General features: G+C 71.2%; 28 protein-coding genes. 15 read left to right on the top strand and 13 right to left on the bottom strand.

Annotated elements, in window-relative coordinates:
- Positions 1-6: 6 nt before the first annotated feature.
- The 7 genes from CLV46_RS13580 (at position 7) to CLV46_RS13550 (ending at position 5,730) form a co-directional block, all read left to right on the top strand.
- Positions 7-258 carry a hypothetical protein gene (locus tag CLV46_RS13580; protein ID WP_100365274.1) on the top strand — a complete coding sequence of 84 codons (252 nt, stop codon included), beginning with the start codon at positions 7-9 and terminating at the stop codon, positions 256-258.
- Between the two features lie 94 nt (positions 259-352).
- The gene (locus CLV46_RS13575; RefSeq protein ID WP_100365273.1) at positions 353-889 is read left to right on the top strand and encodes a cation:proton antiporter regulatory subunit; all 537 of its coding nucleotides are present in this window, start codon (positions 353-355) and stop codon (positions 887-889) included.
- A gap of 3 nt (positions 890-892) precedes the next feature.
- A complete protein-coding gene (locus CLV46_RS13570) occupies positions 893-2,296 on the top strand; it encodes a cation:proton antiporter (RefSeq protein ID WP_100365272.1) in 1,404 nt (467 codons plus the stop codon).
- Positions 2,296-3,090, top strand: coding sequence for an SURF1 family protein (locus tag CLV46_RS13565; RefSeq protein ID WP_100365271.1), 795 nt, complete (start codon positions 2,296-2,298; stop codon positions 3,088-3,090). Before CLV46_RS13570 ends, CLV46_RS13565 begins: the two co-directional genes overlap by 1 nt.
- Positions 3,087-3,542: a DUF3817 domain-containing protein gene (locus CLV46_RS13560; RefSeq protein ID WP_100365270.1), complete on the top strand. Its 456-nt coding sequence runs from the start codon at positions 3,087-3,089 to the stop codon at positions 3,540-3,542. The genes CLV46_RS13565 and CLV46_RS13560 overlap by 4 nt, the downstream gene beginning before the upstream one ends.
- On the top strand, positions 3,539-5,116 hold the full coding sequence (guaA, locus tag CLV46_RS13555) for a glutamine-hydrolyzing GMP synthase (RefSeq protein WP_100365269.1): 1,578 nt from the start codon (positions 3,539-3,541) through the stop codon (positions 5,114-5,116). Before CLV46_RS13560 ends, guaA begins: the two co-directional genes overlap by 4 nt.
- Positions 5,117-5,274: 158 nt before the next feature.
- Positions 5,275-5,730, top strand: coding sequence for a DUF6941 family protein (locus CLV46_RS13550; RefSeq protein WP_100365268.1), 456 nt, complete (start codon positions 5,275-5,277; stop codon positions 5,728-5,730).
- A gap of 58 nt (positions 5,731-5,788) precedes the next feature.
- On the opposite strand, the gene CLV46_RS13545 is transcribed toward CLV46_RS13550, so the two are convergent.
- Genes CLV46_RS13545 through CLV46_RS13535 form a run of 3 tightly spaced genes read right to left on the bottom strand, consistent with a single transcriptional unit; the run spans position 5,789 to position 7,424 of the window.
- Positions 5,789-6,601, bottom strand: coding sequence for a Bax inhibitor-1/YccA family protein (locus tag CLV46_RS13545; RefSeq protein ID WP_100365267.1), 813 nt, complete (start codon positions 6,599-6,601; stop codon positions 5,789-5,791).
- A 49-nt stretch (positions 6,602-6,650) separates the two neighbouring features.
- On the bottom strand, positions 6,651-7,187 hold the full coding sequence (locus CLV46_RS13540) for a hypothetical protein (RefSeq protein WP_100365266.1): 537 nt from the start codon (positions 7,185-7,187) through the stop codon (positions 6,651-6,653).
- Positions 7,188-7,190: 3 nt separating this feature from the next.
- Positions 7,191-7,424 carry a zinc ribbon domain-containing protein gene (locus CLV46_RS13535; protein ID WP_157802333.1) on the bottom strand — a complete coding sequence of 78 codons (234 nt, stop codon included), beginning with the start codon at positions 7,422-7,424 and terminating at the stop codon, positions 7,191-7,193.
- Between the two features lie 65 nt (positions 7,425-7,489).
- Between CLV46_RS13535 and CLV46_RS13530 the strand changes: the two genes are divergently transcribed.
- Positions 7,490-8,497 carry a glycerophosphodiester phosphodiesterase family protein gene (locus tag CLV46_RS13530; protein ID WP_100365264.1) on the top strand — a complete coding sequence of 336 codons (1,008 nt, stop codon included), beginning with the start codon at positions 7,490-7,492 and terminating at the stop codon, positions 8,495-8,497.
- 59 nt (positions 8,498-8,556) lie between these two features.
- A complete protein-coding gene (locus CLV46_RS13525; RefSeq protein WP_100365263.1) occupies positions 8,557-10,935 on the top strand; it encodes an ATP-dependent helicase in 2,379 nt (792 codons plus the stop codon).
- Between the two features lie 21 nt (positions 10,936-10,956).
- Here the strand turns inward: CLV46_RS13525 and CLV46_RS13520 are convergent, their stop codons facing one another.
- From CLV46_RS13520 to CLV46_RS13495, 6 genes are all read right to left on the bottom strand, one after another.
- Positions 10,957-11,760 carry a GNAT family N-acetyltransferase gene (locus tag CLV46_RS13520; RefSeq protein WP_100365262.1) on the bottom strand — a complete coding sequence of 268 codons (804 nt, stop codon included), beginning with the start codon at positions 11,758-11,760 and terminating at the stop codon, positions 10,957-10,959.
- Between the two features lie 74 nt (positions 11,761-11,834).
- Positions 11,835-12,578 (bottom strand): oxygenase MpaB family protein, encoded by a 744-nt coding sequence (locus tag CLV46_RS13515; RefSeq protein ID WP_100365261.1) that lies wholly within the window; start codon positions 12,576-12,578, stop codon positions 11,835-11,837.
- A 9-nt stretch (positions 12,579-12,587) separates the two neighbouring features.
- Positions 12,588-14,381, bottom strand: a complete 1,794-nt coding sequence (locus tag CLV46_RS13510; protein ID WP_100365260.1) for a thioester domain-containing protein — start codon at positions 14,379-14,381, stop codon at positions 12,588-12,590.
- Between the two features lie 93 nt (positions 14,382-14,474).
- Complete coding sequence (locus tag CLV46_RS13505) at positions 14,475-15,089, bottom strand: TMEM175 family protein (RefSeq protein ID WP_100365259.1); 615 nt, start codon at positions 15,087-15,089, stop codon at positions 14,475-14,477.
- Between the two features lie 9 nt (positions 15,090-15,098).
- Positions 15,099-15,770: a FadR/GntR family transcriptional regulator gene (locus tag CLV46_RS13500; RefSeq protein WP_100365258.1), complete on the bottom strand. Its 672-nt coding sequence runs from the start codon at positions 15,768-15,770 to the stop codon at positions 15,099-15,101.
- A complete protein-coding gene (locus CLV46_RS13495; RefSeq protein WP_100365257.1) occupies positions 15,767-16,492 on the bottom strand; it encodes an SDR family oxidoreductase in 726 nt (241 codons plus the stop codon). Before CLV46_RS13495 ends, CLV46_RS13500 begins: the two co-directional genes overlap by 4 nt.
- A 75-nt stretch (positions 16,493-16,567) precedes the next feature.
- On the opposite strand from CLV46_RS13495, the gene CLV46_RS13490 reads away from it, so the two are divergent.
- On the top strand, positions 16,568-17,353 hold the full coding sequence (locus tag CLV46_RS13490) for an SDR family NAD(P)-dependent oxidoreductase (protein WP_100365256.1): 786 nt from the start codon (positions 16,568-16,570) through the stop codon (positions 17,351-17,353).
- Here CLV46_RS13490 and CLV46_RS13485 read toward each other — a convergent pair.
- A complete protein-coding gene (locus CLV46_RS13485; protein ID WP_100365255.1) occupies positions 17,329-17,787 on the bottom strand; it encodes a hypothetical protein in 459 nt (152 codons plus the stop codon). The genes CLV46_RS13490 and CLV46_RS13485 overlap by 25 nt on opposite strands.
- Before the next feature lie 304 nt (positions 17,788-18,091).
- On the opposite strand from CLV46_RS13485, the gene sucC reads away from it, so the two are divergent.
- The 5 genes from sucC to dhaM all read left to right on the top strand — a co-directional run bounded on the left by sucC (position 18,092) and on the right by dhaM (position 22,738).
- A complete protein-coding gene (gene sucC / locus CLV46_RS13480; protein ID WP_100365254.1) occupies positions 18,092-19,255 on the top strand; it encodes an ADP-forming succinate--CoA ligase subunit beta in 1,164 nt (387 codons plus the stop codon).
- Between the two features lie 34 nt (positions 19,256-19,289).
- The gene (gene sucD, locus CLV46_RS13475; protein WP_100365253.1) at positions 19,290-20,177 is read left to right on the top strand and encodes a succinate--CoA ligase subunit alpha; all 888 of its coding nucleotides are present in this window, start codon (positions 19,290-19,292) and stop codon (positions 20,175-20,177) included.
- Between the two features lie 164 nt (positions 20,178-20,341).
- Positions 20,342-21,340: a dihydroxyacetone kinase subunit DhaK gene (dhaK, locus tag CLV46_RS13470; RefSeq protein WP_100365252.1), complete on the top strand. Its 999-nt coding sequence runs from the start codon at positions 20,342-20,344 to the stop codon at positions 21,338-21,340.
- Between the two features lie 4 nt (positions 21,341-21,344).
- Complete coding sequence (gene dhaL, locus CLV46_RS13465; RefSeq protein ID WP_100365251.1) at positions 21,345-21,986, top strand: dihydroxyacetone kinase subunit DhaL; 642 nt, start codon at positions 21,345-21,347, stop codon at positions 21,984-21,986.
- Complete coding sequence (gene dhaM / locus CLV46_RS13460) at positions 21,983-22,738, top strand: dihydroxyacetone kinase phosphoryl donor subunit DhaM (protein ID WP_100365250.1); 756 nt, start codon at positions 21,983-21,985, stop codon at positions 22,736-22,738. Before dhaL ends, dhaM begins: the two co-directional genes overlap by 4 nt.
- 23 nt (positions 22,739-22,761) lie before the next feature.
- On the opposite strand, the gene CLV46_RS13455 is transcribed toward dhaM, so the two are convergent.
- Genes CLV46_RS13455 through CLV46_RS13445 form a run of 3 tightly spaced genes read right to left on the bottom strand, consistent with a single transcriptional unit; the run spans position 22,762 to position 24,613 of the window.
- On the bottom strand, positions 22,762-23,346 hold the full coding sequence (locus tag CLV46_RS13455; protein WP_100365249.1) for a DUF4166 domain-containing protein: 585 nt from the start codon (positions 23,344-23,346) through the stop codon (positions 22,762-22,764).
- On the bottom strand, positions 23,343-24,017 hold the full coding sequence (locus CLV46_RS13450) for a DUF4166 domain-containing protein (RefSeq protein ID WP_245866868.1): 675 nt from the start codon (positions 24,015-24,017) through the stop codon (positions 23,343-23,345). The genes CLV46_RS13455 and CLV46_RS13450 overlap by 4 nt, the downstream gene beginning before the upstream one ends.
- Positions 24,014-24,613, bottom strand: coding sequence for an SRPBCC family protein (locus tag CLV46_RS13445; RefSeq protein ID WP_100365248.1), 600 nt, complete (start codon positions 24,611-24,613; stop codon positions 24,014-24,016). Before CLV46_RS13445 ends, CLV46_RS13450 begins: the two co-directional genes overlap by 4 nt.
- Positions 24,614-24,709 lie beyond the last annotated feature (96 nt).

Below are 24,709 nucleotides of genomic sequence, written 5' to 3'. Positions count from 1 at the left end.
GTACACATGGCCACCCAGGACGAGCCGATGCAGGCCGGCAGCACCGAGGCCGAGCAGCCGGAGCGCATCGAGGGCATCCTCGTGCAGATCCGCAACGACCTGCAGGCGCGCCCCGGCGAGGGCGCCCGGCGACTGCTCGAACAGCGCGTGCGAGACCAGAAGCTCGACCTCAGCACCGAGGAGTTCGACGCCCTGCTCGCACGGATCGACTCGGGCGACGAGATGGTGCGTCCGGAGGAGACCAAGCGCCTCGACTGAGCCCGAGCCTCCTCGCGCCCTCAGCGAACGACGGCGTCGGCGCGCCGACGCGCGCGTAAACTGGGGTCATACCCACAGACGGAGGTGCTGGTCCATGGTCGATGTTCGGCGCGTGAAACTGCCGGGCGTCGGTGTGCTGCACACCTTCCGCACCGACGACGGCGGCAAGGTCGGCGTCATCACCCACCGCTCCGGCGCGAGCGACCTCGTCGCATTCGCCGACTACGACGACTCGCCGGAGGCGCAGAACACCAAGGTCACGGTGCGGCTCGCCGAGGATGAGGCACGCACGCTCGCGGAGCTGCTCGGCGGCACGCAGATCACCGAGTCGCTCTCGAGCCTCGAACAGGTGCCCGGCCTCTCGATCGACTGGTTCTCGGTCGACTACGAAGACCACATCGCCGGTCAGCCGCTCGGCGACCTCGGCGCGCACGGCGTCATCGGCGTCGCCGTCGTCGCCGTCGTACGCAACGACGTGACCAACCCGGCGCCCGCCGACGACTTCAAGGTGTTCCCCGGCGACACGCTCGTCGTCGCCGGCTCGCCCGAGAAGGTCGCGAAGGCGTTCTCGTTCTACCGCACAGGAGAGATCCGGCCGAAGGCGCCCGCGGACGCGCCCACCGGGGCGTAACCGGTGCACCACGGCGAGGAGCTCGTCGTCCTCGGCGCGCTGTTCGTCATCGCCTACGTGCTCGGGCGGCTCGGCAAACTGATCGGCCTGCCCTCGATCCCGATCTACATGATCGTCGGCTTCATCGCGAGCCCGCACACCGGCTGGTTCCCGCTCAGCTTCGAGTCGGAGAACGTCGAACTCATCGCCCTGTTCGGGCTCATCCTGCTGCTGTTCAACCTCGGACTCGAGTTCGACCAGGAGGAGTTCTTCGGCAACGCGTGGCGGCTCATCCTGAGCGGCGGCGGGTACGTGCTCATCAACATGAGCGTCGGATTCGTCTTCGGCTTCATGGTGGGCTGGGGCACCCGCGAGGCGCTCGTCATCGCCGGCATGACGGCGACCTCGTCGAGCGCCATCGTCACCAAGCTGCTCATCGAACTCGGGCGGCTCGCCAACCGCGAGACGCCGATGATCCTGGGCGTCACCGTCGTCGAGGACATCTTCATCGCGATCTACCTCGCCATCGTCTCGGTCGTGCTGAGCGGCGAGACCGAGCCGTGGCCGGTGATCACGCGCCTGGGCATCTCGTTCCTGTTCCTCGTGCTCATGTTCTCGATCGCACGCTGGGGCGGACGGGTGGTCTCGCGCCTGCTGCGCACGCGCGACGACGAGCTGTTCACGATCCTCTTCTTCGGTCTCGCGATCGCCTTCGGCGGCATCGGCGAGCTCCTCGGCGTCACGGATGCGATCGGCGCCTTCCTCATCGGACTCGTGCTCGGAGCCAGCCGGTACCGCGCCCGGGTCGAGCAGTTCGCGGTTCCCCTGCGCGACGTCTTCGGCGCCTTCTTCTTCCTCAACTTCGGGCTCTCCCTCGACCAGAGCGCCTTCGGTGCGGTGCTCTGGCCCGTACTCGCGGCCGTCGGCATGACGATCGTGCTCAACATCGCGGCGGGTCAGTTCGTCTCCTGGCTCAACAAGCTCGGACCGCAGGCGGGCATCAACACCGCGGGCATCCTCGTCAACCGCGGCGAGTTCGCGCTCATCCTCGCGACCCTCAGCATCTCGGCCGGACTCGACGACCGCATCCTGCCGTTCGCCGGTCTCTACGTGCTCATCATGGCCGTCGTCGGACCCATCCTCGCGACCAACTCCGAACGCATCGGATCGTTCGTGCTCGGCACCCGACGCAAGCAGGAACGGGCCCGACGGCTGGAGCTCGCCGCCCAGCGTGACCGCGAACTCGCCGAGCTGAGCGCCGAGATCGACACCGACACCGACACCGACACCGACACCGACGACGGCGAACAGGCGGTCCCGGTCCCCTCCGACGAGCGCGCCGAACTCGACCGGCTCGTCGACGAGGCGATGCAGCGCACCGATCAACCCGCCGAGACCCCCGAGCGCCGCCGGGATCCGGAGTACTGATGACCGTCGCGCCCGCCTCCGTCTGGAGCGTCGCCCGCCGGCCGGCGTGGATCGGCGCCCTGCTGCTCGCCCTCGCGGTCGCCGGTGGGTTCGCCGCCCTGGGGCAGTGGCAGATCGAACGGAGCGTCGAAGGCGCCACCGTCGTGCAACGCGACACCGAGACGCCCCGACCGCTCGCGGACGTCGCACGACCGGGCACCGCCGTCACCGAGACGCAGGCGAGCCAGGTCGTCGAGGTGACGGGCACGCTCCAGCCGGGCGACTACACCGTGCACAGCGGCCGGATCGACGAGGGCGAACGCGGCTACTGGCTCGTCGGGCACCTCGTGAGCGACGACGACACGGCATCCGTCGCCGTCGCGCTCGGCTGGTCGCCGGAGCTCGACGACATCGAGAGCGCGCGCGACGCGCTCGACGGCGCCCCGCGGCAGCGGGAGATCGTCGGACGCTACCTGCCGGGCGACGCCCCCACCGAGTCGGATCTCGAGGCCGGCGAGCTCACCGCCGTGTCGCCGGCGGAACTCGTCAACCGCTGGGCTGAGGTGCCGGCACCCGCGTACTCCGGGTACATCGTCGCCGACGGTGCGGTCGACCCGCTGCAGCCCATCCACTCGCCGGTGCCCGAAGCCGAAGTGACCCTCAACTGGCTCAACATCTTCTACGCGGTCGAGTGGGTCGTCTTCGCCGGGTTCGCCGTCTACCTCTGGTACCGCCTCGTGCGCGACCAGTGGGAGAAGGAGCGCGACCTCGCCGCGCAGGCGGCCACCCCGGCGGCCGGTAAAATCGACGCATGACGCTCGCTCCGAAGCCCGAGACGTTCCCTCGCATCCGGAGCGCGCTGAAGTTCTACCAGGTCTGCTCGTACATCACCGGCGTGATGCTGCTGCTGCTCGTCGCCGAGATGCTGCTCAAGTACGTCGCCCACCTCGAGCTGTTCGCCTTCGGCAGCGGCGGGCTGCTCAGCCTCGAGCCCGTGCTCGAAGGACCGGAGGGGCTCGAGAGCACCGGCGACGGCGTCAACCTCTCCATCGGCATCCTCATCGTGCACGGCTGGTTCTACGTCGTGTACCTCATCTCGAGCTTCCGCGTCTGGACGCTCATGCGCTGGAACCTGATCCGCCTGCTGCTCATGGCCGCCGGCGGCGTCGTGCCGTTCCTCTCCTTCATCGTCGAAGCGAGGATCACCCGAATCGTGCGCGACCAGCTCGCCGCGCTCCAGACCCCGACCGTGGAGGTGGCCCCGTGACCGAGACCGAGCAGCGCCCGGTACTCGTCGTCGATTTCGGCGCGCAGTACGCGCAACTGATCGCCCGACGCGTACGCGAAGCGAACGTCTACTCCGAGATCGTGCCGCACACGGTCACCGCCGAGGAGATCGCCGCGAAGAACCCGGTCGGCATCGTGCTGAGCGGTGGACCGTCGAGCGTGTACGAGCCCGGATCTCCGACGCTCGACCCGCAGGTGCTGCAGCTCGGAGTGCCCGTGCTCGGCATCTGCTACGGCTTCCAGGTGATGGCGCAGCAGCTCGGCGGCGAGGTCGCCAACACGGGACTGCGAGAGTACGGCTCGACCGACGTCACGCTCTCGGGCGACGGCGGCAGCCTGCTCTCCGGGCAGCCCGAGGCGCAGACCGTGTGGATGAGCCACGGCGACTCCGTCGCGAAAGCCCCGGACGGCTTCGACGTGCTCGCCTCGACCGACTCCACCCCCGTCGCCGCGTTCGCGAGCGACGAGAAGCGGATGTACGGCGTGCAGTGGCACCCCGAGGTCAAGCACTCCACCTTCGGGCAGCAGGTGCTCGAGAACTTCCTGCACCGCGCCGCCGGGATCCCCGCCGAGTGGAACAGCGGCAGCGTGATCGCGGAGCAGGTGGAGCGCATCCGCGAGCAGATCGGCGACGCGCGGGTCATCTGCGGTCTCTCCGGCGGTGTCGACTCCGCCGTCGCGGCCGCGCTCGTGCACAAGGCCGTCGGTGACCAGCTCACGTGTGTCTTCGTCGACCACGGCCTGCTGCGGGCGGGCGAGCGCGAACAGGTCGAGAACGACTACGTCGCCTCCACCGGCGTGCGGCTCATCACGGTCGACGCGGAACAGCAGTTCCTCGACGCGCTTGCCGGGGTGACCGACCCGGAGCAGAAGCGCAAGATCATCGGGCGCGAGTTCATCCGCACCTTCGAGAACGCGGCCGAGGCCCTCGTGCTCGAGGCGAAGGCCGAAGGCGGCGAGCCGGTCAAGTTCCTCGTGCAGGGCACCCTCTACCCCGACGTCGTCGAGTCCGGCGGCGGCAGCGGCACCGCCAACATCAAGAGCCACCACAACGTGGGCGGGCTCCCCGAAGACCTCGAGTTCGAACTCGTCGAGCCGCTGCGCACCCTGTTCAAGGACGAGGTGCGCGCCATCGGCCGCGAACTCGGCCTGCCCGAGGTCATCGTCGGCCGTCAGCCGTTCCCCGGACCCGGCCTCGGCATCCGCATCATCGGCGAGGTCACCCGCGAGCGTCTCGACCTGCTGCGCCAGGCCGACCAGATCGCGCGCGACGAACTCACCGCCGCGGGACTCGACGAGGAGATCTGGCAGTGCCCGGTCGTGCTGCTCGCCGACGTGCGCTCCGTGGGAGTGCAGGGCGACGGCCGCACCTACGGTCACCCCATCGTGCTGCGCCCCGTCTCGAGCGAAGACGCCATGACCGCCGACTGGACGCGCCTGCCCTACGAGGTGCTCGCGCGCATCTCCAACCGGATCACCAACCAGGTGCCCGGCGTCAACCGGGTCGTGCTCGACGTCACGTCGAAGCCGCCGGGGACGATCGAATGGGAGTGAGTTCGTCCGGGGTGTGAGCGGGATGCGGCGATGCCGCTCCAGCTCAGACATCGATGAGAAAGGGGCGGCCTTCGGTCGTCCCTTTCTCATCGAAACTCGCGAGTCGCGCCATCGCCGCATCCCGCTCACCGGTGACGGGGGCGTGAGAGAGTGAGGGCATGACGGTCCGCATCACGGCGTTCCTCGCGGATTCCGCGGAGGCGCTCAACGGCAAGCTGTACGTGCTCGGAGCGGGATGGGACACCATCGGCGCGACCTCGTTCCCCGCGGTGCACTCCCGCGTCGCGATCGGGGTGATCGTGCACGTCGGATGGAACGACACCGACATCGAGCACGAGGTCGCCGTGCGCCTCGAGACCGAGGACGGGCAACCGGTGCCGCTCGGGCGGAACGGTGCCGGAGACGGATCGAGCGTCATCGGCATGATCGGGCACCGCTTCACCGCCACCCGCGGACCGCTGCAGCGACCCGGTGACGACCTCGCGCATCCGATCACCTTCACCATCAACGACCTGCGCCTCGCGCGCGCCGGCGGCTACTCGTGGGTGCTCACCGTCGACCGCGAGATCGTGCACCGCTTGCCGATGCGCGTCGTGCAGGCCACTCAGGGCTGACTCGCGCAACGAAGAAGGGCCGCCCCGAGGGGCGGCCCTTCTCATGTCGAAGCGGGGATCACTCGCTGCGGAAGATCGCGATGAGTCGCAGGATCTCGAGGTACAGCCAGACGACGGTGACCATGATGCCGAACGCGGCGGTCCAGCCGTAGATGCGCGGGGCACCGCGCTCCACACCGGTCTTGACGTTGTCGAAGTCGAGCACGAGCGAGTACGCCGCGAGCAGCACCACGACGACGCCGATGATCGCGCCGAGCGGGATGCCCATGAAGGTCACGTCGCGCAGGCCGAACTGGGTGTCGGTCACGCCGAAGAGCATGAGGCCCATGTTGACGAGCGAGAACGCCGCGTAGCCGATCATCGCGACGAGGAAGATCTTCGTCGCGCGCTTGCTCGCACGCACCTTGCCGCTCGCGAACAGCGCGAGGGTGACGCCCACGACACCGAGGGTTCCGAGCAGCGCCTGCGTGACGATGCCGTCGTACATCTGGGAGAACGTGTACGAGATGCCGCCGACGAAGATGCCCTCGAACACCGCGTACGACAGCACGAGCGCCGGAGACGGCTTCTTCTTGAAGATGTTGACGAGCGCCAGCACGAAGCCGATGAGGGCCGCGGGCAGCGCGAGCACCGGGACGATCCAGCCGACCGCCGCGCCGGCGAGCAGGACGGCGAACGAGACGACCGTCTTGACGATCGTGTCCTCGTAGGTCATCCGATCGGTCTCGACCGGCGACGCCGCCGGGCGACCGTACAGCTCGTCGAGCTGCTCGGCGCTCATCTGCGGCGCGGTGGAGCGCAACTGCGCCGCCGTCTGCGGGTTCGAACTGAAGGCGGGAGAGCTGGAGAATGCGGGGTTGGAGCCGGCCATGTGATTCCTCTGTGTGATCGCGGTCTGAACTCGGGTGTCAGTCTATGGTTCAGCGCTGAGGATTCGCCCGGTCATACCGACGATCGCGCCGTGTTCGCCGAAGGCGCACCGGCACCCGCACGGCGATCCATCGCGCGGCCCACGCCGCGACGACGAGCGAGGCGCCCGTGATCGAGATCGCGATCCACATCGACGAGTACTCGTGCAGCCCCTGCGCCACCGCCACGCCCGTGAGCACGACGATGAGCACCGTCGGCACGCTCAAGAGCGGCCGACCGCGCACCCACAACCAGGCGAGGAACGGCACCGCGAGCACCCACGTGGACTGCGGCCCGGTGAGCAGCAGCCACTGCGCCACGCAGCACGGCAGCACGACCATGAGCCGCGGCACCCCGCGGCCGGGCAGGATCCACCAGCCGATCACGTGCGCGGTCGTGCCCACGAGCAACGGCAGCAGCAGATGCGTCGTCGACGACTGCAGATGCAGGATGCCGCCGGCGATGAGCACGAGCCCGGCGAGGTACCGGCCGCGGTAGGTGCCCCACCGCAGCGGCAGGCGCGAGGCCGGTTCCCTCCAGCCGGCCATGTCTCAGGCGACGTTCCCGACGGTGAACATGAGCACCGCCGCGATCGCGAGCGTCACGCCGAGCCCGAGCATGATGAGGCCGAAGACGAGCCCCGGGCTCACCCGACGGGCCGGTACGGGGGCGGCGCCGTCGGGCCGGATCGCGCCCGGCACGTCACGCACCACCCGCTCGCCGCAGTAGATGCAGAACTTCCATTCGGGCGCCAGTTGCGCACCGCAGTTCTCGCACCCGGCCATGGTCGACCAGTGTATTGCCGTCATCCCGTGCATTCCCGTTCACCGTCGCCCCGTAAGGTGACCGCGTGAGCAGCCAGCCGCATCCGCTCGTCATCGCCCACCGTGGAGCCAGCGGATACCGCCCCGAGCACACCCGCGCCGCATACGAGCTCGCCGTCGCCCTCGGCGCCGACGCCATCGAGCCGGACATCGTGGCCACCCGCGACGGGGTGCTCGTGCTGCGGCACGAGAACGAGATCTCGGGCACCACCGATGTCGCGCGACGCACCGAGTTCGCGGATCGCCGCACGACGAAGACCATCGATGGTCGGCGGATCACCGGCTGGTTCACCGAGGACTTCACGTGGGACGAGCTGCGCACCCTGCGTGCCGTCGAACGGCTGCCCAAGCTGCGGCGCACGAGTGCGACCTTCGACGGTCGGTACGGTGTGCTGCGCCTGCGCGACCTCATGGAGATCCTCGACGATGGAGCGGACCGGTTGCGCCGTCAGGTCGCCATGGTGGCCGAGATCAAGCACGCCACCTACTTCTCCTCGATCGGGCTGCCGCTCGACGAACTGTTCGCCGCCGAGGTCGAGGGATGGGCCACCGACGACAACCTCATCGTCGAGTCGTTCGAGCAGACGGTGCTCGGGCGGATCCGCGAGCGCGGGGTGACCGGTCGCTACGTGTATCTCGTCGAATCGCAAGGCGCCCCGCCCGACCTCGTCTCGGCCCACGGGGCGCGGGCGCGCAGCTACGCCGCGCACCTCACCGACTCAGGGCTGCAGAAGCTCGCCGGCGAGGTCGACGGGGTGAGCGTCTCCCGCTCCCTCGTACTGCGCACGGATGCGGCGGGAAACTTGACCGGCACGACCGACGTCATCGAGCGGGCCCGATCGGCGGGGTTGAGCACCTTCGTCTGGACCTTCCGGGGCGAGAACCAGTTCCTGCCGCGCAACCTCCGCATCGGGTCGCGCCCCGGACGCATCGGCGACTGGGCCGCGGCGTACCGCGCGCTCGCCGAGACGGGGGTCGACGGCATCTTCGCCGACCAGCCCGACCTCGCGGTCGCCGCCCGCGACGAGGGCTGACCGCCGCATCCGGATCCCGGAAGTCCAGCGTCGGAGGGCGCGCCTACACTCATAGGGCAATGACCTACGTTCTCGACGGCATGGATCCGGCTCCCCACGCGAGCGACCGGCTGCTGGAGGGGCTCAATCCGCAGCAGCGCGAGGCCGTCGAGTACCGCGGCCCCGCATTGCTCATCGTCGCGGGAGCCGGCTCCGGCAAGACGAGCGTGCTCACACGCCGCATCGCGAGCCTCATCCAGAACCGTGAGGCGTACCCGAGCCAGATCCTCGCGATCACCTTCACGAACAAGGCCGCGGCGGAGATGCGGGAGCGCGTCGAGCAGTTGCTCGGTCAGCGCGCCGAGGGGATGTGGATCTCGACCTTCCACTCCGCATGCGTGCGCATCCTGCGTCGCGAGGCGGAGCACTTCGGCTTCACCCGCAGCTTCACGATCTACGACTCGGCCGACAGTCGCGCGCTCATCAAGCGGATCATCAAGGAGCTCGACGCCGACACGATGGGTCACACCGTCTCGAGCGCCGCGAACAAGATCTCGCGCCTCAAGAACGAGCTCACCGACGTCGAGAGCTACGCCCGGCAGGCGAACTTCAACGACCCGAACGAGGCGATGTTCCTCGAGATCTTCCGCCAGTACACGCGGGAGTTGCAGCGGGCCAACGCGTTCGACTTCGACGACCTGATCGCCCAGACGGTCTACCTGTTCCGCGCGTTCCCCCAGGTGGCGGCGCTGTACCAGCGGCGGTTCCGCCACATCCTCGTCGACGAGTACCAGGACACCAACCACGCCCAGTACGCGCTCATCCGCGAGCTGACGCGGCGTCCCGACATGGAGCTGCTCGAGGGCGCGGTCGGCTTCGACGGGCAGCCGTTGCGCATCTCGAAGACCCCGCTCGACGAGTCGTCGCTCACCGTGGTGGGCGACTCCGACCAGTCGATCTACGCCTTCCGCGGGGCGGACATCCGCAACATCGTCGAGTTCGAGCGGGACTTCCCGCGCAGCAAGGTGATCCTGCTCGAGCAGAACTACCGGTCGACGCAGAACATCCTCGACGCCGCCAACGCGGTCATCTCGAACAACTTCGACCGCAAGGACAAGAACCTCTTCACGACCTTCGGCGCGGGCGAGAAGATCGTCGGCTACACCGGATACTCCGGTCACGACGAGGCGCAGTTCGTGGCCGACGAGATCACGGAGCTGCACCGCAACGGCACGGACTACAAGGACATCGCGGTGTTCTACCGCACCAACTCACAGACGCGAGCGCTCGAGGAGATCTTCATCCGCTCGGCCATCCCGTACCGGGTGCTCGGCGGCACGAAGTTCTACGAGCGCGCCGAGATCAAGGACGTCATGGCGTACCTGGTCTGCATCGCGAACCCGGCCGACCCGATGGCGCTGCGGCGCATCATGAACGTGCCCAAGCGCGGCATCGGCCCGGCCACCGAGGCGGCGCTGCAGTCGTGGGCGGATGCGCGCGACGAGTCGCTGCGTGAGGCGATGCGGCACGCCGGCGAGCTCGGCCTCGGGCCGAAGGTCACGGGAGCGATCACCGGGCTCGCCGAGATCCTCGACGAGGTCGGGTCGACGGTCGAGAAGACCCAGGTGCCGGACGTGCTGACGACGCTGCTGCAGCGCACCGGCTACGTCGAGGCACTGCGCGCGTCGCGCGACCCGCAGGACGAGGCGCGCGCCGAGAACGTGGACGAGCTCGTCGCGGTGACGAAGGAGTTCCAGCGCAACAACCCCGGTGGACGGCTGCTCGACTTCCTCACCGAGGTCGCCCTCGTCGCGGCGGCGGACGAGCTCGACGACTCCAGCGGCACCGTCTCGCTCATGACCCTGCACACGGCGAAGGGCCTCGAATACGACGCGGTGTTCATCACCGGTGTCGAGGAGGATCTTCTGCCGCACCGCATGTCGGCGAACGAGCCGGGCGGTCCCGCGGAGGAGCGGCGGTTGTTCTACGTGGGCATCACCCGCGCGAAGAAGCGGCTCTACCTGTCGCTCGCGATGACACGCGCCGCGTTCGGCGACGTGTCGGTCGCGATGCCGAGCCGGTACCTGCAGGAGATCCCGCCCCAGCTGATCGAGTGGAAGCAGTCGCCCGGCGACGCGACGAGCCGCGGCGGTCTGCGTCCGCGGGCGCTCAACGCCCGCCGCGAGGGCTTCTCGTACCGCAACTCGCTGCCGTCGGGCGGCGGCATGCCGGCAGCCCCCAAGCCGAAGACGGAGTGGGCGAACAAGGTCACCGGGCAGGTGCGCGACAACGGCGACCTGACGCTCGAACCGGGCGACCGCATCCGGCACGTCGACTTCGGCGACGGACGTGTGGTGGACGTGACCGGCGTGGGCGCGAAGAAGATCGCCGAGGTGCTGTTCGACACGGCCGGACGCAAGCGGCTGCTGATCAAGATCGCCCCGATCGAGAAGCTGTAGCCGCCGATCGGTCCGCCCGGGTCACGCCGGGCGCCAGGTGTGCAGTCGGATCGTGCACACCTCGCGGAAACCGACCGACTCGTAGACGGAGCGACCCATCGGCGACGACGTGAGCACCGCGTGGTGCGCACCGGCGTCGCGACCGACGCGCATCGCCGCGAGCGTGATCGCGGCGCCGATGCCCTGCCGGCGCGCTTCGGGCATCGTCATCACGAAATACACGCCCGCCACTCCTGCGGCGAGCAGCACGGTGGCGGTGCCGACGACGCGACCGTCGCGGCGCGCGAGCAGATGATGCCAGTCGGGACGGTCGAGACCCAGCCGCGCGAACATCGCGCCCACCCACTCGGCTTCGCGGGGTCCTTCGCCGAAGCCTCGGCCGAGCGCATCGACCCACTCGCCGAGGGTCTCGAGGTCGTGCACCCGTTCGAACTCGATGTCCGTGCGGTCGGCGGTCAGCTCGCGATCGAGCGACGCCGCCATACCGGGCTCCTCCCCATCCGGTGCGAACCCCGCAGCCTCGAGGCGGGCGGGAAGATCCGTCGGACGCATCGATGGTCCGACGTGCCAGGTGCCGGGAACCCCGGCGCGGGCGAGCGTCTCGCGGCTCTCGAGGATGACGGCGGGCGCCGTGGCGGCGTCGAGCGCCGCCCCGACGACGGCGTTGTGGTAGTCGATGGGAGACCCGCCGAGGGTCCACGCGACGTCGCCGTCGCGGCGGCTTCCGCCTCCGACGTCTCCCATGCGCAGCAGCAGCTCGGCCGTGTTCCGTTCCACCGCGCGGGCGAGCGCAGCGTCGTCGACGGTGGCGGGGAGCGCGTCCATGGGATCCTCCACGATCAGCGTCGCACTCGGGGCGGGCGACGGCAAGCGCCGACCGATCCGGGGACGGCGGGAATTCAGGCCCGGTCCGCGCGCGGGAGGTAGTGCCGCATCGGCCACTCGCGCAGAGGGCGGGGGAGGCCCCGGTAGACGGCGGTGATGACGGTGAAGGCCCGCTCGTAACGGCGCGCGCGGCGCGCCGACCACGGCAGCCCATACGCGGCGCGCAGCTCGGCGGGAAGGAGCCCCGCGGTGACGAGTCGCGCGAGCGGCATCGCGGCTTTCAACCAGAGCGGCGCCTTCCGCGGGTGGAGCAGGTCGCGGGCGATCCGGCGGGCGTCATCCCCGACCCGCAGTGTCGCGAGGGTGGCGCGCCAGTACTCGGCGAACGCGGCGCGATCGGCGGGCCACAGCTCGGCGGGCACCTGCAGCGCCGTGCCGAGCACCGCGTACGCCCGGTACACCTCGTCGGCGGAGGCCTCGTCGAGCGGCCCGAAGACGCGGGAGTGGATGCGGATGGCCGTGTCGTACAGGGTCGCAGCGACCCACAACTGACGGTGCGGGTCGCGCGCCCCCGCCACCGGCGCATGGGCGCGGTCGACATGGCGAGCGGCGCGATCCGCCGCAGCGGTCGTTCCGAACACGATCGAGTAGACGTACCGCAGGGTGCCGCGCAGGCGGGCCATCGGCCGCTCCGCGAAATCGCTGTGCCGAGCGACCCCGGCCGCGACCACCGGGTCGGCGACCTGCAGCAGGATCGCGCAGCCGCCCCCGGCGAGGAGGATGCCCTCCCCGGCGACCTGTCGCACATCCGCCCGCACCCGCGCACTCTAACCCGCCCGCGCTGCACGGCGGGCGCGGCCGAGGGAGACGACACCCGTTCCCGTCGCGAGCAGGGATGCGGCGAGGGCGAGCACGGCTCCGGTCGCGAGCGGACCGGTCACGGCGAGCGTCGGAGCGGCCTCGGCGACGAGCACGGTCTCGCTCGCGTGGACGCGGCGGTCGGCGAACGGCGGCACGATCGTCGTGCCGGCCGCATCGGTCACGCCGGGCGACTCGTAGACGAAGACGTAATGGCCGGGGTGCGGCACCGGGATGCACGTCGTCGTGTGCCGACCGTCCGCGGTGACGCTCGTCGACACGCGACCGGCTTCGGGTGCCGCGGCGGCGAGTTCGGCGCCCACCGTCGGCGGCTCGGTGAACGGGCCGAGCAGGATGCTCGTCACCTCGAGTGCTCCGGCCGCCGGGTTCAGCCCGGTGACGTCGAGGTGGTCGGCCACGCACCCGCCCGGCTCGACGCGTGCCGCCGTCGCGACGGTCGCGATGCGCGGAGGGAAGGGCACGAAGGTGATCTCGCTCGCGACGGCGAACTCCGACACCCACGGGCGCACGCGGTCGCGCCCGCGGTCCGGTGGGGTGTCGTCGGGGGAGATGCGCTCGACCCAGACGAAGTACCCGGTCGCGGGGAGCGCGCAAGCCGGTGTCGTGTACCGACCGGGCCCCGCGCCGATCTCCGTCGCCACCTCGCACGCGACCGGCGCGCCGGGCGGCGCCTGCGCGGCGTGCACGGGCGGGGCCGGGAAGGGGCCGAGCAGCGTGCTGCGCACCGTGACGGGCACCGGGGCGCGCGTGCCGTCGGCGGCCTCGTACACGCCCCATCCGTCGGACAGCCCGTCGCCGGGTAGCGCCGTCACCTCGAGCACGTCGTGCACGAGCGCCCCGGCCTCGGCCGTCGCGGCGCTCGTCTGCGTCTGCACGCGCGGTTGGAACGGCAGGGACGAGACGACGGAGGCGCTCGATCGGGCGGACGCGTGCGCGCTCGTCTCGTTGACCACGATGAGGTCCTGCGATCCGGTGGCGCTTCTCGCGACGGTCACCGCGGCGCCGAACGGCAGTCCCGTGTAGGCGACCTCCGCCGAGACCTCGTGGACGGCGGGGGATCCGATGGCGCGCACCTCCACGGTCGAGCCGTTCGGCACGGCGGCGCTCGCCGTGCCGTCGGCGAACACGGCACCGGTGAGCGTCACCGTGCCCGTCGCCGTGGCGGGCGCTGCGGGTGTGGACCCGGTGGCGACCCAGTCGACGAGCAGGTCCGACCGCACCGTGCCGGTGCCGTCGGGGCGGAGGTCGAGGGTGAGCGTGGCGGAGGCGCCGCGGGACGCGCCGCCCGGCGCGGACGCCGCGGCGAGCAGGTCGCGGGCGAGTTGCGCCACCCGCGAGGCGGACCCGTTCGCCCGAGCCGCGTACCACTCCGGCGACCGCCCGCCGAGCCCGGTGAGCGTCCACGTCGCGAGCTGTCCCGCGGCCGCAGTGTCGGCGTCGGCCGAGCCCGCGTGGGCGCGTGAGATCCAGGCGAGCCGCGCCGCGTCGTCCGGGGTCAACGCCTCGAGCAGCTGCTCGCCGACGGTGTAGTCGTGCCCGGTGGGCACGGGCCGATCCACCTGGAGGCAGAAGCCGAGTCGCCCGTCGGCGAGGCGGTACGAGCCCAGCCACGAGGCGCCGTCGCGGCTCCAGAGGTGGCCGTGCCCGTGTCCGGTGGAGACGACGGCGGACGCCGCGACCGGCGCGGCGACGAGGGCGGAGATCAACAGGAGCAGGGCGGCGAGGCGCGACAGCAGCGGCATGCACCGAGGGTGCGGCGTGCGGCTCCGCCGCGATCGCGCCGGGGCGTGGACCGGGGATGGCGCGCCCCGCCGCAGCGCTGGGGAGGAGGAGCGTCAGGAGTGCCGGGAGCGGCGCCGGAGGATCCGCGTCGCGGGTCCCGCCAGCACGAGCAGGAGCAGCCACAGCATGCCCACCTGCGGCACGAGCAGGGCGAGCACGAGCGCGACCGCGAGCGTGATCACCGCCACCGCCGCGGGGAGCACCTGCACGTCCCCGTCATCGGCGACGAGGGCGGGATCGCGGGAGAGCAGCGCGCGCATCCACAGCGTCGATCCGCTCGTGACGATCATCGTGCCGATGTAGAGCGCGTACACGGGCCCGTGAGCCGCCGGGCCGCCGTCGGCGTGCGACAGCACGTTCGCCGCGAAGGGCAGGAACACGATGCTCGCGAGCCACACCAGGTTCGCTTCGAGCAGCCGCCCCGTGTACCCCCGCACCTGCTCGAACAGACCGTGGTGCAGCACCCAGAACCGGCCGATCACGAGGAACGTGATCGCGAAGGCGAGGAAGGTGCCCACGTTGTCGCCCACGAGCCGGCCGAGATCGCCGTCGTACTCGGACGCGACCTCGACGAGCGGCAGGATGAGCAGCGTGATGGCGATCGCCACCGTCGCGTCGGAGAAGTTCACGAGCCGGTCCAGTCCGCGCTCGGTTCGCCTGGGCGTCACGGCGCCACCCTACTCGGACGGGTGCTCCGGGTGCGTCCGCATCACGAGAGCGCGCATGGCGGACTCGGCGGCGCCCGCATCCCGATCGCGCACCGCCTCGGCGACGCGGGTGTGCAACGCGACGTCCTCCGCATCCGGGGCGAGTCCGGCCCGCTCGTGCTCGGCCCGCTCGCGCAGCGCCGCGTGCACCACCGCGCCGAGGCGCACCGAGAACGGGTTGCCGGATGCGATGAGCAGCACGTCGTGGAAGTCGCGGTCGGCGTCGAGGAACCGCGCCGCGTCGCCGCCCGCTCCGGCGAGAGCCTCGGCGGCAGCCTGCAGCGCTCCCGCCTGCGCTTCCGTGCGCTCGGTCGCCGCGAGGCGCGCGGCGAGGGGTTCGATCGCGCCGCGCAAGTCGGCGAGCTCGCGCCGCACCCGCGTCGGGTCGGCCGCGAGCCGCCACCGGATGACGTGCGGATCGAGCACGTCCCAGTCCGTGTCGGGCAGCACCCGCAGACCGACGCGGCGCCGGGCGGAGAGCATCCCGAGCGAGACGAGCACGCGCGTCGTCTCGCGCACGACCCCGCGGGAGCACCCGGTGCGCCGCTCGAGCTCCTCGACGGTCGTGGCGTGGCCGGCGGCGAGTTCGCCGCGCACGATCGCCGAGCCCAGCTCGTCGAGCGCGCGCTCGAACGCGCTCACGCCTGGCTGACCGGACTGATGACGAGTTCGTCGATGCGCACGTGGGCGGGCGACGAGAGCACGAAGTGCACGGCCCGCGCGACGTCGTCGGGGGTGAGCATCCGCGAGCGGGAGGCCGCGTCGGGCACGTTCGGGCGCATCGCGAGGAAGTCGCTGTCGACGTCGCCGGGGCACAGGTGGCAGGCCCGCACCCCCGAGCCCGCCTCTTCGGCGTTGAGGGTCGCGCACAGCGTCGCGAGCGCCGTCTTGCTCGCGCCGTACGCGACGCCGGCGCCGGGGGAGAACCGCCATCCGGAGTACGACGACACCACGACGACCGTCCCCCGCGACGCCCGCAGGTCGGGTAGGGCGGCGTCGACCACGCGGGCGACCGCCACGAGGTTCGTCTGCACGATCTCGTCGAACCGGTCGACGCTCTGGTCGTCCCAGCGGCGGCGGGGATCGTTGAGTCCCGCGGACAGCACGAGGTCGTGAACGGCGCCCCAGTCGGCGCGGATGCGGTCGAGCGCGTCGCGCACGGAGGCCGCGTCCCGCACGTCGAGGGGCAGCTCGAGCGCTTCCCCGCCGGCCGCGCGCACGGTGGCGGCCGTCTCGGCGAGGGCCTCGGCGCGGCGTCCGCTCAGGGCGACCCGCCACCCCGCTCGGGCCGCGGCGATCGCGGCGGCGCGTCCCATGCCGCTGCCCGCCCCGGTCACCCACAGCACTCGCGCCGTCCCGGTCATGTGCACCCCTTCGATCCGCTGTCGCCCGACATCCGTGCTGAATAGTATGACTATTCACGAGGAAGTGGAGTCGACATGCAGTTCGAACTGGCCGACCGGGTGGTCGTCGTGACGGGAGCGGGACGCGGCATCGGTCGGGTCATCGCCGAGACGTTCGTCGAACAGGACGCGCGGGTCATCGTGCTCGACCTCCCGGGGGACGACCTCGACGCCGCCCGCGGAACGTTCGAGCCGCGGGGCGCGGCGCTCGCGTGCGACGTGCGCGACCGGGCGAGCGTCGACGCGGCGGTCGCCGAGGTGGTCGAGCGCTTCGGCCGCCTCGATGTGCTCGTCAACAACGCGGGCATCAATGTCACCGGCACGGTCGAGGAACTCGACGACGAGGCCTGGGCGCGCTGCTTCGACGTCAATGTGGCGGGCGTCTTCCGCGCGTGTCGTGCGGTCATCCCGCAGCTCAAGCGCCAGCGAGCGGGCCGCATCATCAACGCCGCGTCGTTCGCCGCGATCGTCCCGAGCATCGGCAGCGCCGCCTACGCCGCCTCGAAGGCGGCCGTCGTGCAGTTCACCCGGGTGCTCGCGGGGGAACTCGGCCCGTGGGGGGTCACCGTCAACGCGTACGCGCCGGGCATGATCCCCACCGCCATGAACGGCTTCGCCGAGCTGCCCGCCGAGGCGCAGGACCGACTGCTCGACACGCTGTCGCTGCGCCGCTGGGGCGACCCGCGGGAGGTGGCGGATGCGGTGTGCTTCCTCGCGAGCGATGCGGCGCGCTACGTGACCGGCACGCTGCTCGACGTCTCGGGCGGCAAGCTCGCGACGCAGATCCCGAGCGCCGCCTACGAGCGGGCGGCGGCCGGCTGATCGGCGTGCGCGGCGAGGTTCTCGCGGATCCACTGCGCCGCGGCCGACACGGGAAGTCCGCCCGAACGCAGCGCGGCCGAGAACGCGAGTGCGGCGTGGCTGAGGTTGTCGTCGGCCGAGCCGTCCGGGTCCCGTAGCGCCCAGCGCAGCGCGATCCGCGCGAGCCGGTCGCCGAGCAGCACGGGAGCCACCGCCACGCCCGCGAAGTGCCGCACCTGGCCGCGCGTGCCGTCGTCGAACTCCGCACGGAAGCCGGTGCCGCGGAAGCGGTTCCCGCCGCCCGAGGCCAGATCGGCGATGCCGAGCAGGCCGGGCCGGATGCGGGCGCAGTTCCAGGCGAGGCCGCGCAGGAACCGGCGGGGGTCGTCGGTGCGCAGCGCGAGCCGCTCCGCGATGCGGGCGAGCTGCTCGGGGCCGGGGCGGGGATCGTCCATGTCTCCAGCATCGCGGGTGCGACCTGCGCGACGCATCCCACCGTGGGCGTACCGGTGTCCATCGTCGGAGGGATGCTTCGACAGGCTCAGCACAGGCGCTTCGACAGGCTCAGCACAGGCGCTTCGACAGGCTCAGCACAGGCGCTTCGACAGGCTCAGGGCAAGGCGGGGAGCGTTCTGGACGCGGTGCCGACGAGCAGGCCGTAGCGGGTAGGCTTTGGGGCGGTCGAAATCTCTCGATATCGAACTATCTCGGTGTCGAGACACCTCCCTGAACACCCCGACACGCGATTGGACGAACAGCGTGGATCTATTCGAGTATCAGGCCCGGGACCTCTTCGAGTCCTACGGCGTGCCCGTGCTTCCCGGCCTCACCGCCGACACCCCCGAGCAGGCCCGCGCCGCGGCCGAGAAGCTCGGCGGGACCGTCGTGGTGAAGGCCCAGGTCAAGACCGGAGGTCGCGGCAAGGCCGGCGGCGTCAAGGTCGTGCACTCGCCCGACGAGGCGTTCGAGGCGGCGGAGAAGATCCTCGGCCTCGACATCAAGGGTCACGTCGTCAAGCGCGTGATGATCGCCGCGGGTGCGCGCATCGCCCAGGAGTTCTACTTCTCGGTGCTGCTCGACCGGGCCAACCGCTCGTTCCTGTCGCTCACGAGCGTCGAGGGCGGCATGGAGATCGAGCAGCTCGCGGTCGAGAAGCCCGAGGCGCTCGCCCGGGTCGAGGTCGACCCGCTCACCGGCATCGACGAGGCGAAGGCGAACGAGATCGCCGAGGCCGCCGGGTTCCCCGACGACGTGCGCGCCAAGGTCGTGCCGGTCTTCGAACGCCTGTGGAAGGTCTTCATCGAGGAGGACGCGACGCTCGTCGAGGTGAACCCGCTCGTGCTCACCGAGAGCGGCGAGGTCATCGCCCTCGACGGCAAGGTCACGCTCGACGAGAACGCCGACTTCCGTCACGAGAACCACTCGGCGCTCGCCGACGCGGGCGAGGTCGACCCGCTCGAGGCGAAGGCCAAGGAGAGCGACCTCAACTACGTCAAGCTCGACGGCGAGGTCGGCATCATCGGCAACGGCGCGGGACTGGTCATGTCGACCCTCGACGTCGTGAGCTACGCCGGTGAGGACCACGGCACTGTCAAGCCCGCCAACTTCCTCGACATCGGAGGCGGCGCCTCGGCCGAGGTCATGGCCGCCGGCCTCGACGTCATCCTGCACGACCCGCAGGTGAAGAGCGTCTTCGTCAACGTCTTCGGCGGCATCACCGCCTGCGACGCCGTCGCGAACGGCATCGTCGGTGCCCTCGAGAAGCTCGGCGACACCGCGACCAAGCCCCTCGTCGTGCGCCTCGACGGCAACAACGTCGAAGAGGGGCGCCGCATCCTCGCCGAGGCCGCGCACCCGCTCGTCACCGTCGTCGACACCATGGACGACGCCGCCGACAAGGCCGCCGAGCTCGCCCACCGGTGACCGAAGACCGACCAGTAAAGGACTAGGAACAGCGATGTCGATCTTCCTCGACGAGAACAGCAAGATCATCGTCCAGGGCCTCACCGGCTCGGAGGGCACCAAGCACGCCACGCGCATGCTCGCGAGCGGCGCGGCCGTCGTCGGCGGCGTCAACCCGCGCAAGGCGGGCACCACGGTCGAGATCGGCGGGCAGACCCTGCCGATCTTCGGCACCGTCGCGGAGGCGATGAGCGAGACCGGCGCGAACGTGTCGGTCATCTTCGTGCCGCCGGCCTTCGCCAAGAGCGCGGTCATCGAGGCGGTCGACGCCGAGATCCCGCTCGCCATCGTCATCACCGAGGGCATCCCGGTGCACGACTCGGCGCAGTTCTGGGCGCACGCGAAGGCCAAGGGCGGCGCGACCCGCATCGTCGGCCCGAACTGCCCCGGCGTCATCAGCCCCGGCAAGTCGAACGCGGGCATCATCCCCGCGACGATCACCGGCCCCGGACCGATCGGCCTCGTGTCGAAGTCGGGCACGCTGACCTACCAGATGATGTTCGAGCTGCGCGACATCGGCATCTCGACCGCCGTCGGCATCGGCGGCGACCCGATCATCGGCACGACGCACATCGACGCGCTCGCCGCGTTCGAGGCCGACCCCGAGACGCAGGCGATCGTGATGATCGGCGAGATCGGCGGCGACGCCGAGGAACGCGCCGCCGAATACATCAAGGCGAACGTCACCAAGCCGGTCGTCGCCTACGTCGCGGGCTTCACCGCGCCGGAGGGCAAGACGATGGGCCACGCCGGCGCGATCGTGTCGGGTTCCTCCGGCACCGCGCAGGCGAAGAAGGAGGCCCTCGAGGCCGCCGGCGTCAAGGTCGGCAAGACCCCGAGCGAGACCGCCGAGCTCATGCGTCAGGTGTTCGCGACCCTCTGATCGGTCGACACGGAAGGGTCCGCACGCGTCGCGTGCGGGCCCTTCCCGCATCTGCACGGATGTTCACCCCGCCGACGTTGACACCGCGCTCGGCGCGGGAGCATCCTCGACCCGAGGGGCACCGCGACCCGGCGTGCCCGCGACTCGACGAGGAGAGCGCCCGCATGAAGAAGCTCATCAACGATCCGGACGGCGTCGTGCGCGACGCCCTCGTGGGCATCGAGGTCGCACACCCCGACCTGCGCGTCGACCACGAGAACCGCATCATCTACCGCCGGGAGCCCACCCGACCCGGCAAGGTCGCCCTCATCTCGGGCGGCGGATCCGGTCACGAGCCGTTGCACGGCGGGTATGTCGGCTTCGGGATGCTCGACGCCGCGTGCGCCGGTGAGGTGTTCACCTCGCCGACGCCCGACCAGATGGTCGAGGCGACGAAGACCGCCGACTCCGGCGCCGGCGTGCTGCACATCGTGAAGAACTACACCGGCGACGTCATGAACTTCGAGATGGCCGCCGAACTGGCCGAGTCCGAGACGGGGGTGCGCGTCGCCTCCGTGGTCACCGACGACGACGTCGCCGTGCAGGACTCGCTCTACACCGCCGGGCGCCGCGGCGTCGGCGTCACCGTGCTGCTGGAGAAGATCGTCGGTGCCGCGGCGGAGGAGGGCCGCGACCTCGACACCCTCGCCGAGCTCGCGACCCGGGTCAACGCATCCGGCCGTTCCATGGGCATGGCGCTCACGAGCTGCATCGTGCCCGCCGCGGGCAAGCCGACCTTCGACCTGCCCGAGAACGAGATGGAGATCGGGATCGGCATCCACGGCGAGCCCGGCCGACACCGGGTGCCGCTCGCCGGCGCGCGAGAGATCGCCGAGCAGCTGGTCGAGCCGATCCTCGCCGACCACGACTTCACCGGCGCCCCGGCGATCGTGCTGCTCAACGGCATGGGCGGCTCCCCGCTGCTCGAGCTCTACCTGATGTACGGCGAGGTGCAGCGCATCCTCGAGGCCTCGGGGGTGACGGTCGCCCGCAGCCTCGTCGGCAACTACATCACCTCGCTCGAGATGGCCGGATGCTCGGTGACGCTGTTGCGCGCCGATGACGAGCTGCTCGGGCTGTGGGATGCGCCCGTCGCCACTCCCGGATTGCGCTGGGGGGTCTGAGCGGATGGCACGCACCTCGCTGACCGTCGCGGACCTCGTGGCCTGGACGCAGCGGTTCCGCGACCTCATGGTCGAGCACCGTGCCGCGCTCACCGAACTCGACTCCGCGATCGGCGACGCCGACCACGGGTCGAACATGGCACGCGGCATGCAGTCCGCCGTCGAGAAACTGGAGCAGACCGCGCCGGAGACCGTCGGCGCGTGGGGCAAGTCCGTGGGCATGACCCTCGTCAGCTCCGTCGGCGGGGCGAGCGGGCCGCTCTACGGCACGTTCTTCCTGCGCTTCGGCGCGAGCGGCGGCGACGCGACCGAGCTCGACGCGGCGGCGCTCGGCGCCGCGTTGCGGGCCGGCCTCGAGGGCGTGCTCGCCCGTGGCAAGGCGGAGCCGGGTGACAAGACGATGATCGACGCGCTCGGTCCGGCGCTCGACGCGTTCGACGCGGCCGTCGATCAGGGTCTCGAGGCGGCGATCGCCGCGGCACGCGACGCCGCCGCGGCCGGTCGCGACGCGACCGAGCCGCTGCAGGCCCGTAAGGGGCGTGCGAGTTACCTCGGGGAGCGCAGCATCGGCCACGTCGACCCGGGTGCCACCTCGACCGCCTACCTCTTCGACGCGCTCGCAACGGCGACCGGGTCCGCCGCGTGATCGGCATCGTCGTCGTCTCGCACAGCGCGGCGCTCGCCGAGGCCGCACTCGGGCTCGCCCTCGAGATGGTGCACGGCGAACGGCCGCGCATCGCCCTCGCCGCGGGCACCCCGGACGGCGGCTTCGGCACCGACGCCGCGCGCGTCGCGGAGGCGATCGTCGAGGTGGCGGGCGACGACGGCGTGCTCGTACTGATGGACCTGGGGTCCGCGGTGATGAGCGCGGAGCTCGCCGTGGAGTTGCTCGACGAACCCGCCCCGCGGGTCGAACTCAGCTCGGCACCGTTCGTCGAGGGGCTCGTCGCCGCCGTGGTCACGGCGGCGGGCGGCGGGTCGCTCGACGCGGTGCGGGCGGAGGCGGAGGGCGCGAGCGCGGCGAAGCGCGAGCACCTCGGCGACGACGGCGACGACGCGGCGCCCGCGCCGACGGCGGCCCCCGGCACGGACGGCGACGTGGTCACCGCTGAGGTCGTCATCGTGAACCCGGTGGGCTTGCACGCGCGACCCGCGGCGGAGCTCGCCGGTCTGCTCGGACGGCTCGACGCCGACGTGCGACTCGCGAACGCGTCCTCCGGTGCGGGTCCCGTGCCCGGAGCGAGCGTGCTCGGCATCATCTCGCTCGGCGTGCAGCAGGGCGAGACGCTGCGGATCACCGCGACGGGGGCACAGGCGCGCGACGCCGTCGACGCCGTGCTCTCGGCGGCCCGCGCCGGCTTCGGCGAATTGGGCGACGGGGACACCGAGTCCGGGTGACCGTCGGCGGGTCCGCCCCGGGACTAAACCGGCGTGCTCGCGCCGACCCGGCCCGCGTACTCGAAGACCGTGCCGAGCACGGGCATCGACAGGCGCACCTCGACGCGTTGCCCCGCCTCGGTCCAGCGCTCGGAGAGCCGCACCCGCACGAGCGCGGGGATACGGATGCGCAGCGGTCCGCCGTGCAGCCACTCGCGCGCGGACTCGAGCACGAGCCCGCCGTGGTCGACCGTCGCCGTGAACTCGACCTCGAGTCCACGACGCCGACCGAGCCGGTCGTGCAGCCGGCCGCCCTCGATCCTCATCGAGTCCTCCATCACCCGATCCCGACCGGGGAACCGGAAGGTGCGCACCGCGCTCAGCGTGCCGTCCACCGCCGCGGTGTTCACCACCTCGAACGGCACGTCGCGACCGAACTCGGGGAACAGCACGTGCCGCCAGGCGAGGAACGCCCACAGCGGCCTCAGCCAGCGCACCCGCGAGCCCGCGATCTCGAAGACTCCGCTCGCACGGGCCGATCCGCCCGGCTCGAGCGAGAAGTAGGGACGCAACCGGGGATCGAGCCGTTCGAACGACGGTCCCAGCAGTCGGAGGTAGAGCGAGCTCATTCGCGCCGTTCGTGGCGGCGCGGCTTGAGGTGCTCGGGGGCGTCGACCGCCGGCGGGAACTCGCACGCGAACGAGCCCTCGTAGCCGAACAGGAACCCGAACACGCTGTTGCGCACCTCGAGGTGGATGTGGAACAGGCCGGTCGCGTCGTCGAAACGCTCGCGCAACTCGGCGCGGCCGCTGAAGAGCATCGGGAAGCGGAACCCGACGAGCGGCCCCTCATAGAAACGTTGCGCCTCGCTGCGCAGCAGCAGCGAGCCATCCGGTTCCACCGTCAGGTCGAGATCGACGGCGAGGTGCTGATGCGTGCCGAGGTAGTCGATCACCCGCCGGGACCGGTCGCTGTAGACCATGGTCGCGTCGAAGCGGCTGGGGCGTTCCCGCACGCGGTACTCGCGCACGAAGGTGACGGTCTCGCGCCCGAACGGGTCGCGGTACGGGTAGTTCTCGATCGTGAACGGCACCGAGCTGCCCACATCCGGGATGAGGATGTTGCGCAGCCGGCCGACCTGCAGGAACGGCACCGTCCACCACGGCCCCCGGCGGATGCTCGACATCGTGCCGCGCCCGACGCACGCGTAGCCGGCGTCGAGGGAGACGCCGAAGCGCCGCTGCAGCATCGGGTGCAACCGGTCGAAGTCGGCGCCGAGCGCTCGACGGAAGATGCTCACGGGGCCTCCAGGGTGCCGAGGGTCGACGGGGCGTCGTCGAGGGCGCTCCTGCCGGGTGGACGACGGGCGCAGTTCGCCGCCCGCGGGCGGTCCCGTCGCCAGAAGGCGAGAGCCGTGGCGAGTGGCCACCGCTCCGGCGGCTCGTCACGTTCGGCCCAGATCCGCAATCGGTCGAAGCTCCACGCGGTCATCCACCCGACGAACGGTCGCACGACGAGGTCGAGCGGGCCCCACGCGGGCCGATAGTCGTAGCCGGTGATGAAGCGGATGCCGTCATCCGTCGGCACATAGCGCCAGTAGCCGCGACCCTCGCCGAGCGGCGACCACCGGTCGTCGGTATCGAACCGCAGGGCCGACGTGCGGGTGCCGTCGGCGCGTCGACGTTCGCCGATCGACGTGCCGGTGCCGACGATGGTGTGCCCGGGCATCCGGCGCTCGTAACGGAAGCGGTATCCGCCCGACTCGAGATCGGCGACCGGGGTGATGCGGCTGAAGCGCAGATCCCAGCGGGGGTGCGACTCCGGGTCCTGCGTCAGTTCCCACACCCGCTCGAGCGGCGCGGCGATGAGCACCTCGACGTAGATCCCCCGCCCCATGCGCCCACTCTGGCCTGTGAGCGGCGCTCGCGTCCACTCGCCCCCGCCGCCTCGACGCCGAGCGTGCCCCCATCCGACGTTTCAGCGACCGATCCG

The sequence above is a fragment of the Diaminobutyricimonas aerilata genome (assembly GCF_002797715.1).
Taxonomy (GTDB): domain Bacteria; phylum Actinomycetota; class Actinomycetes; order Actinomycetales; family Microbacteriaceae; genus Diaminobutyricimonas; species Diaminobutyricimonas aerilata.
The sequence above is the reverse complement of the archived record's forward strand: the minus strand, read 5'-3'. Positions and strand labels throughout refer to the sequence as shown.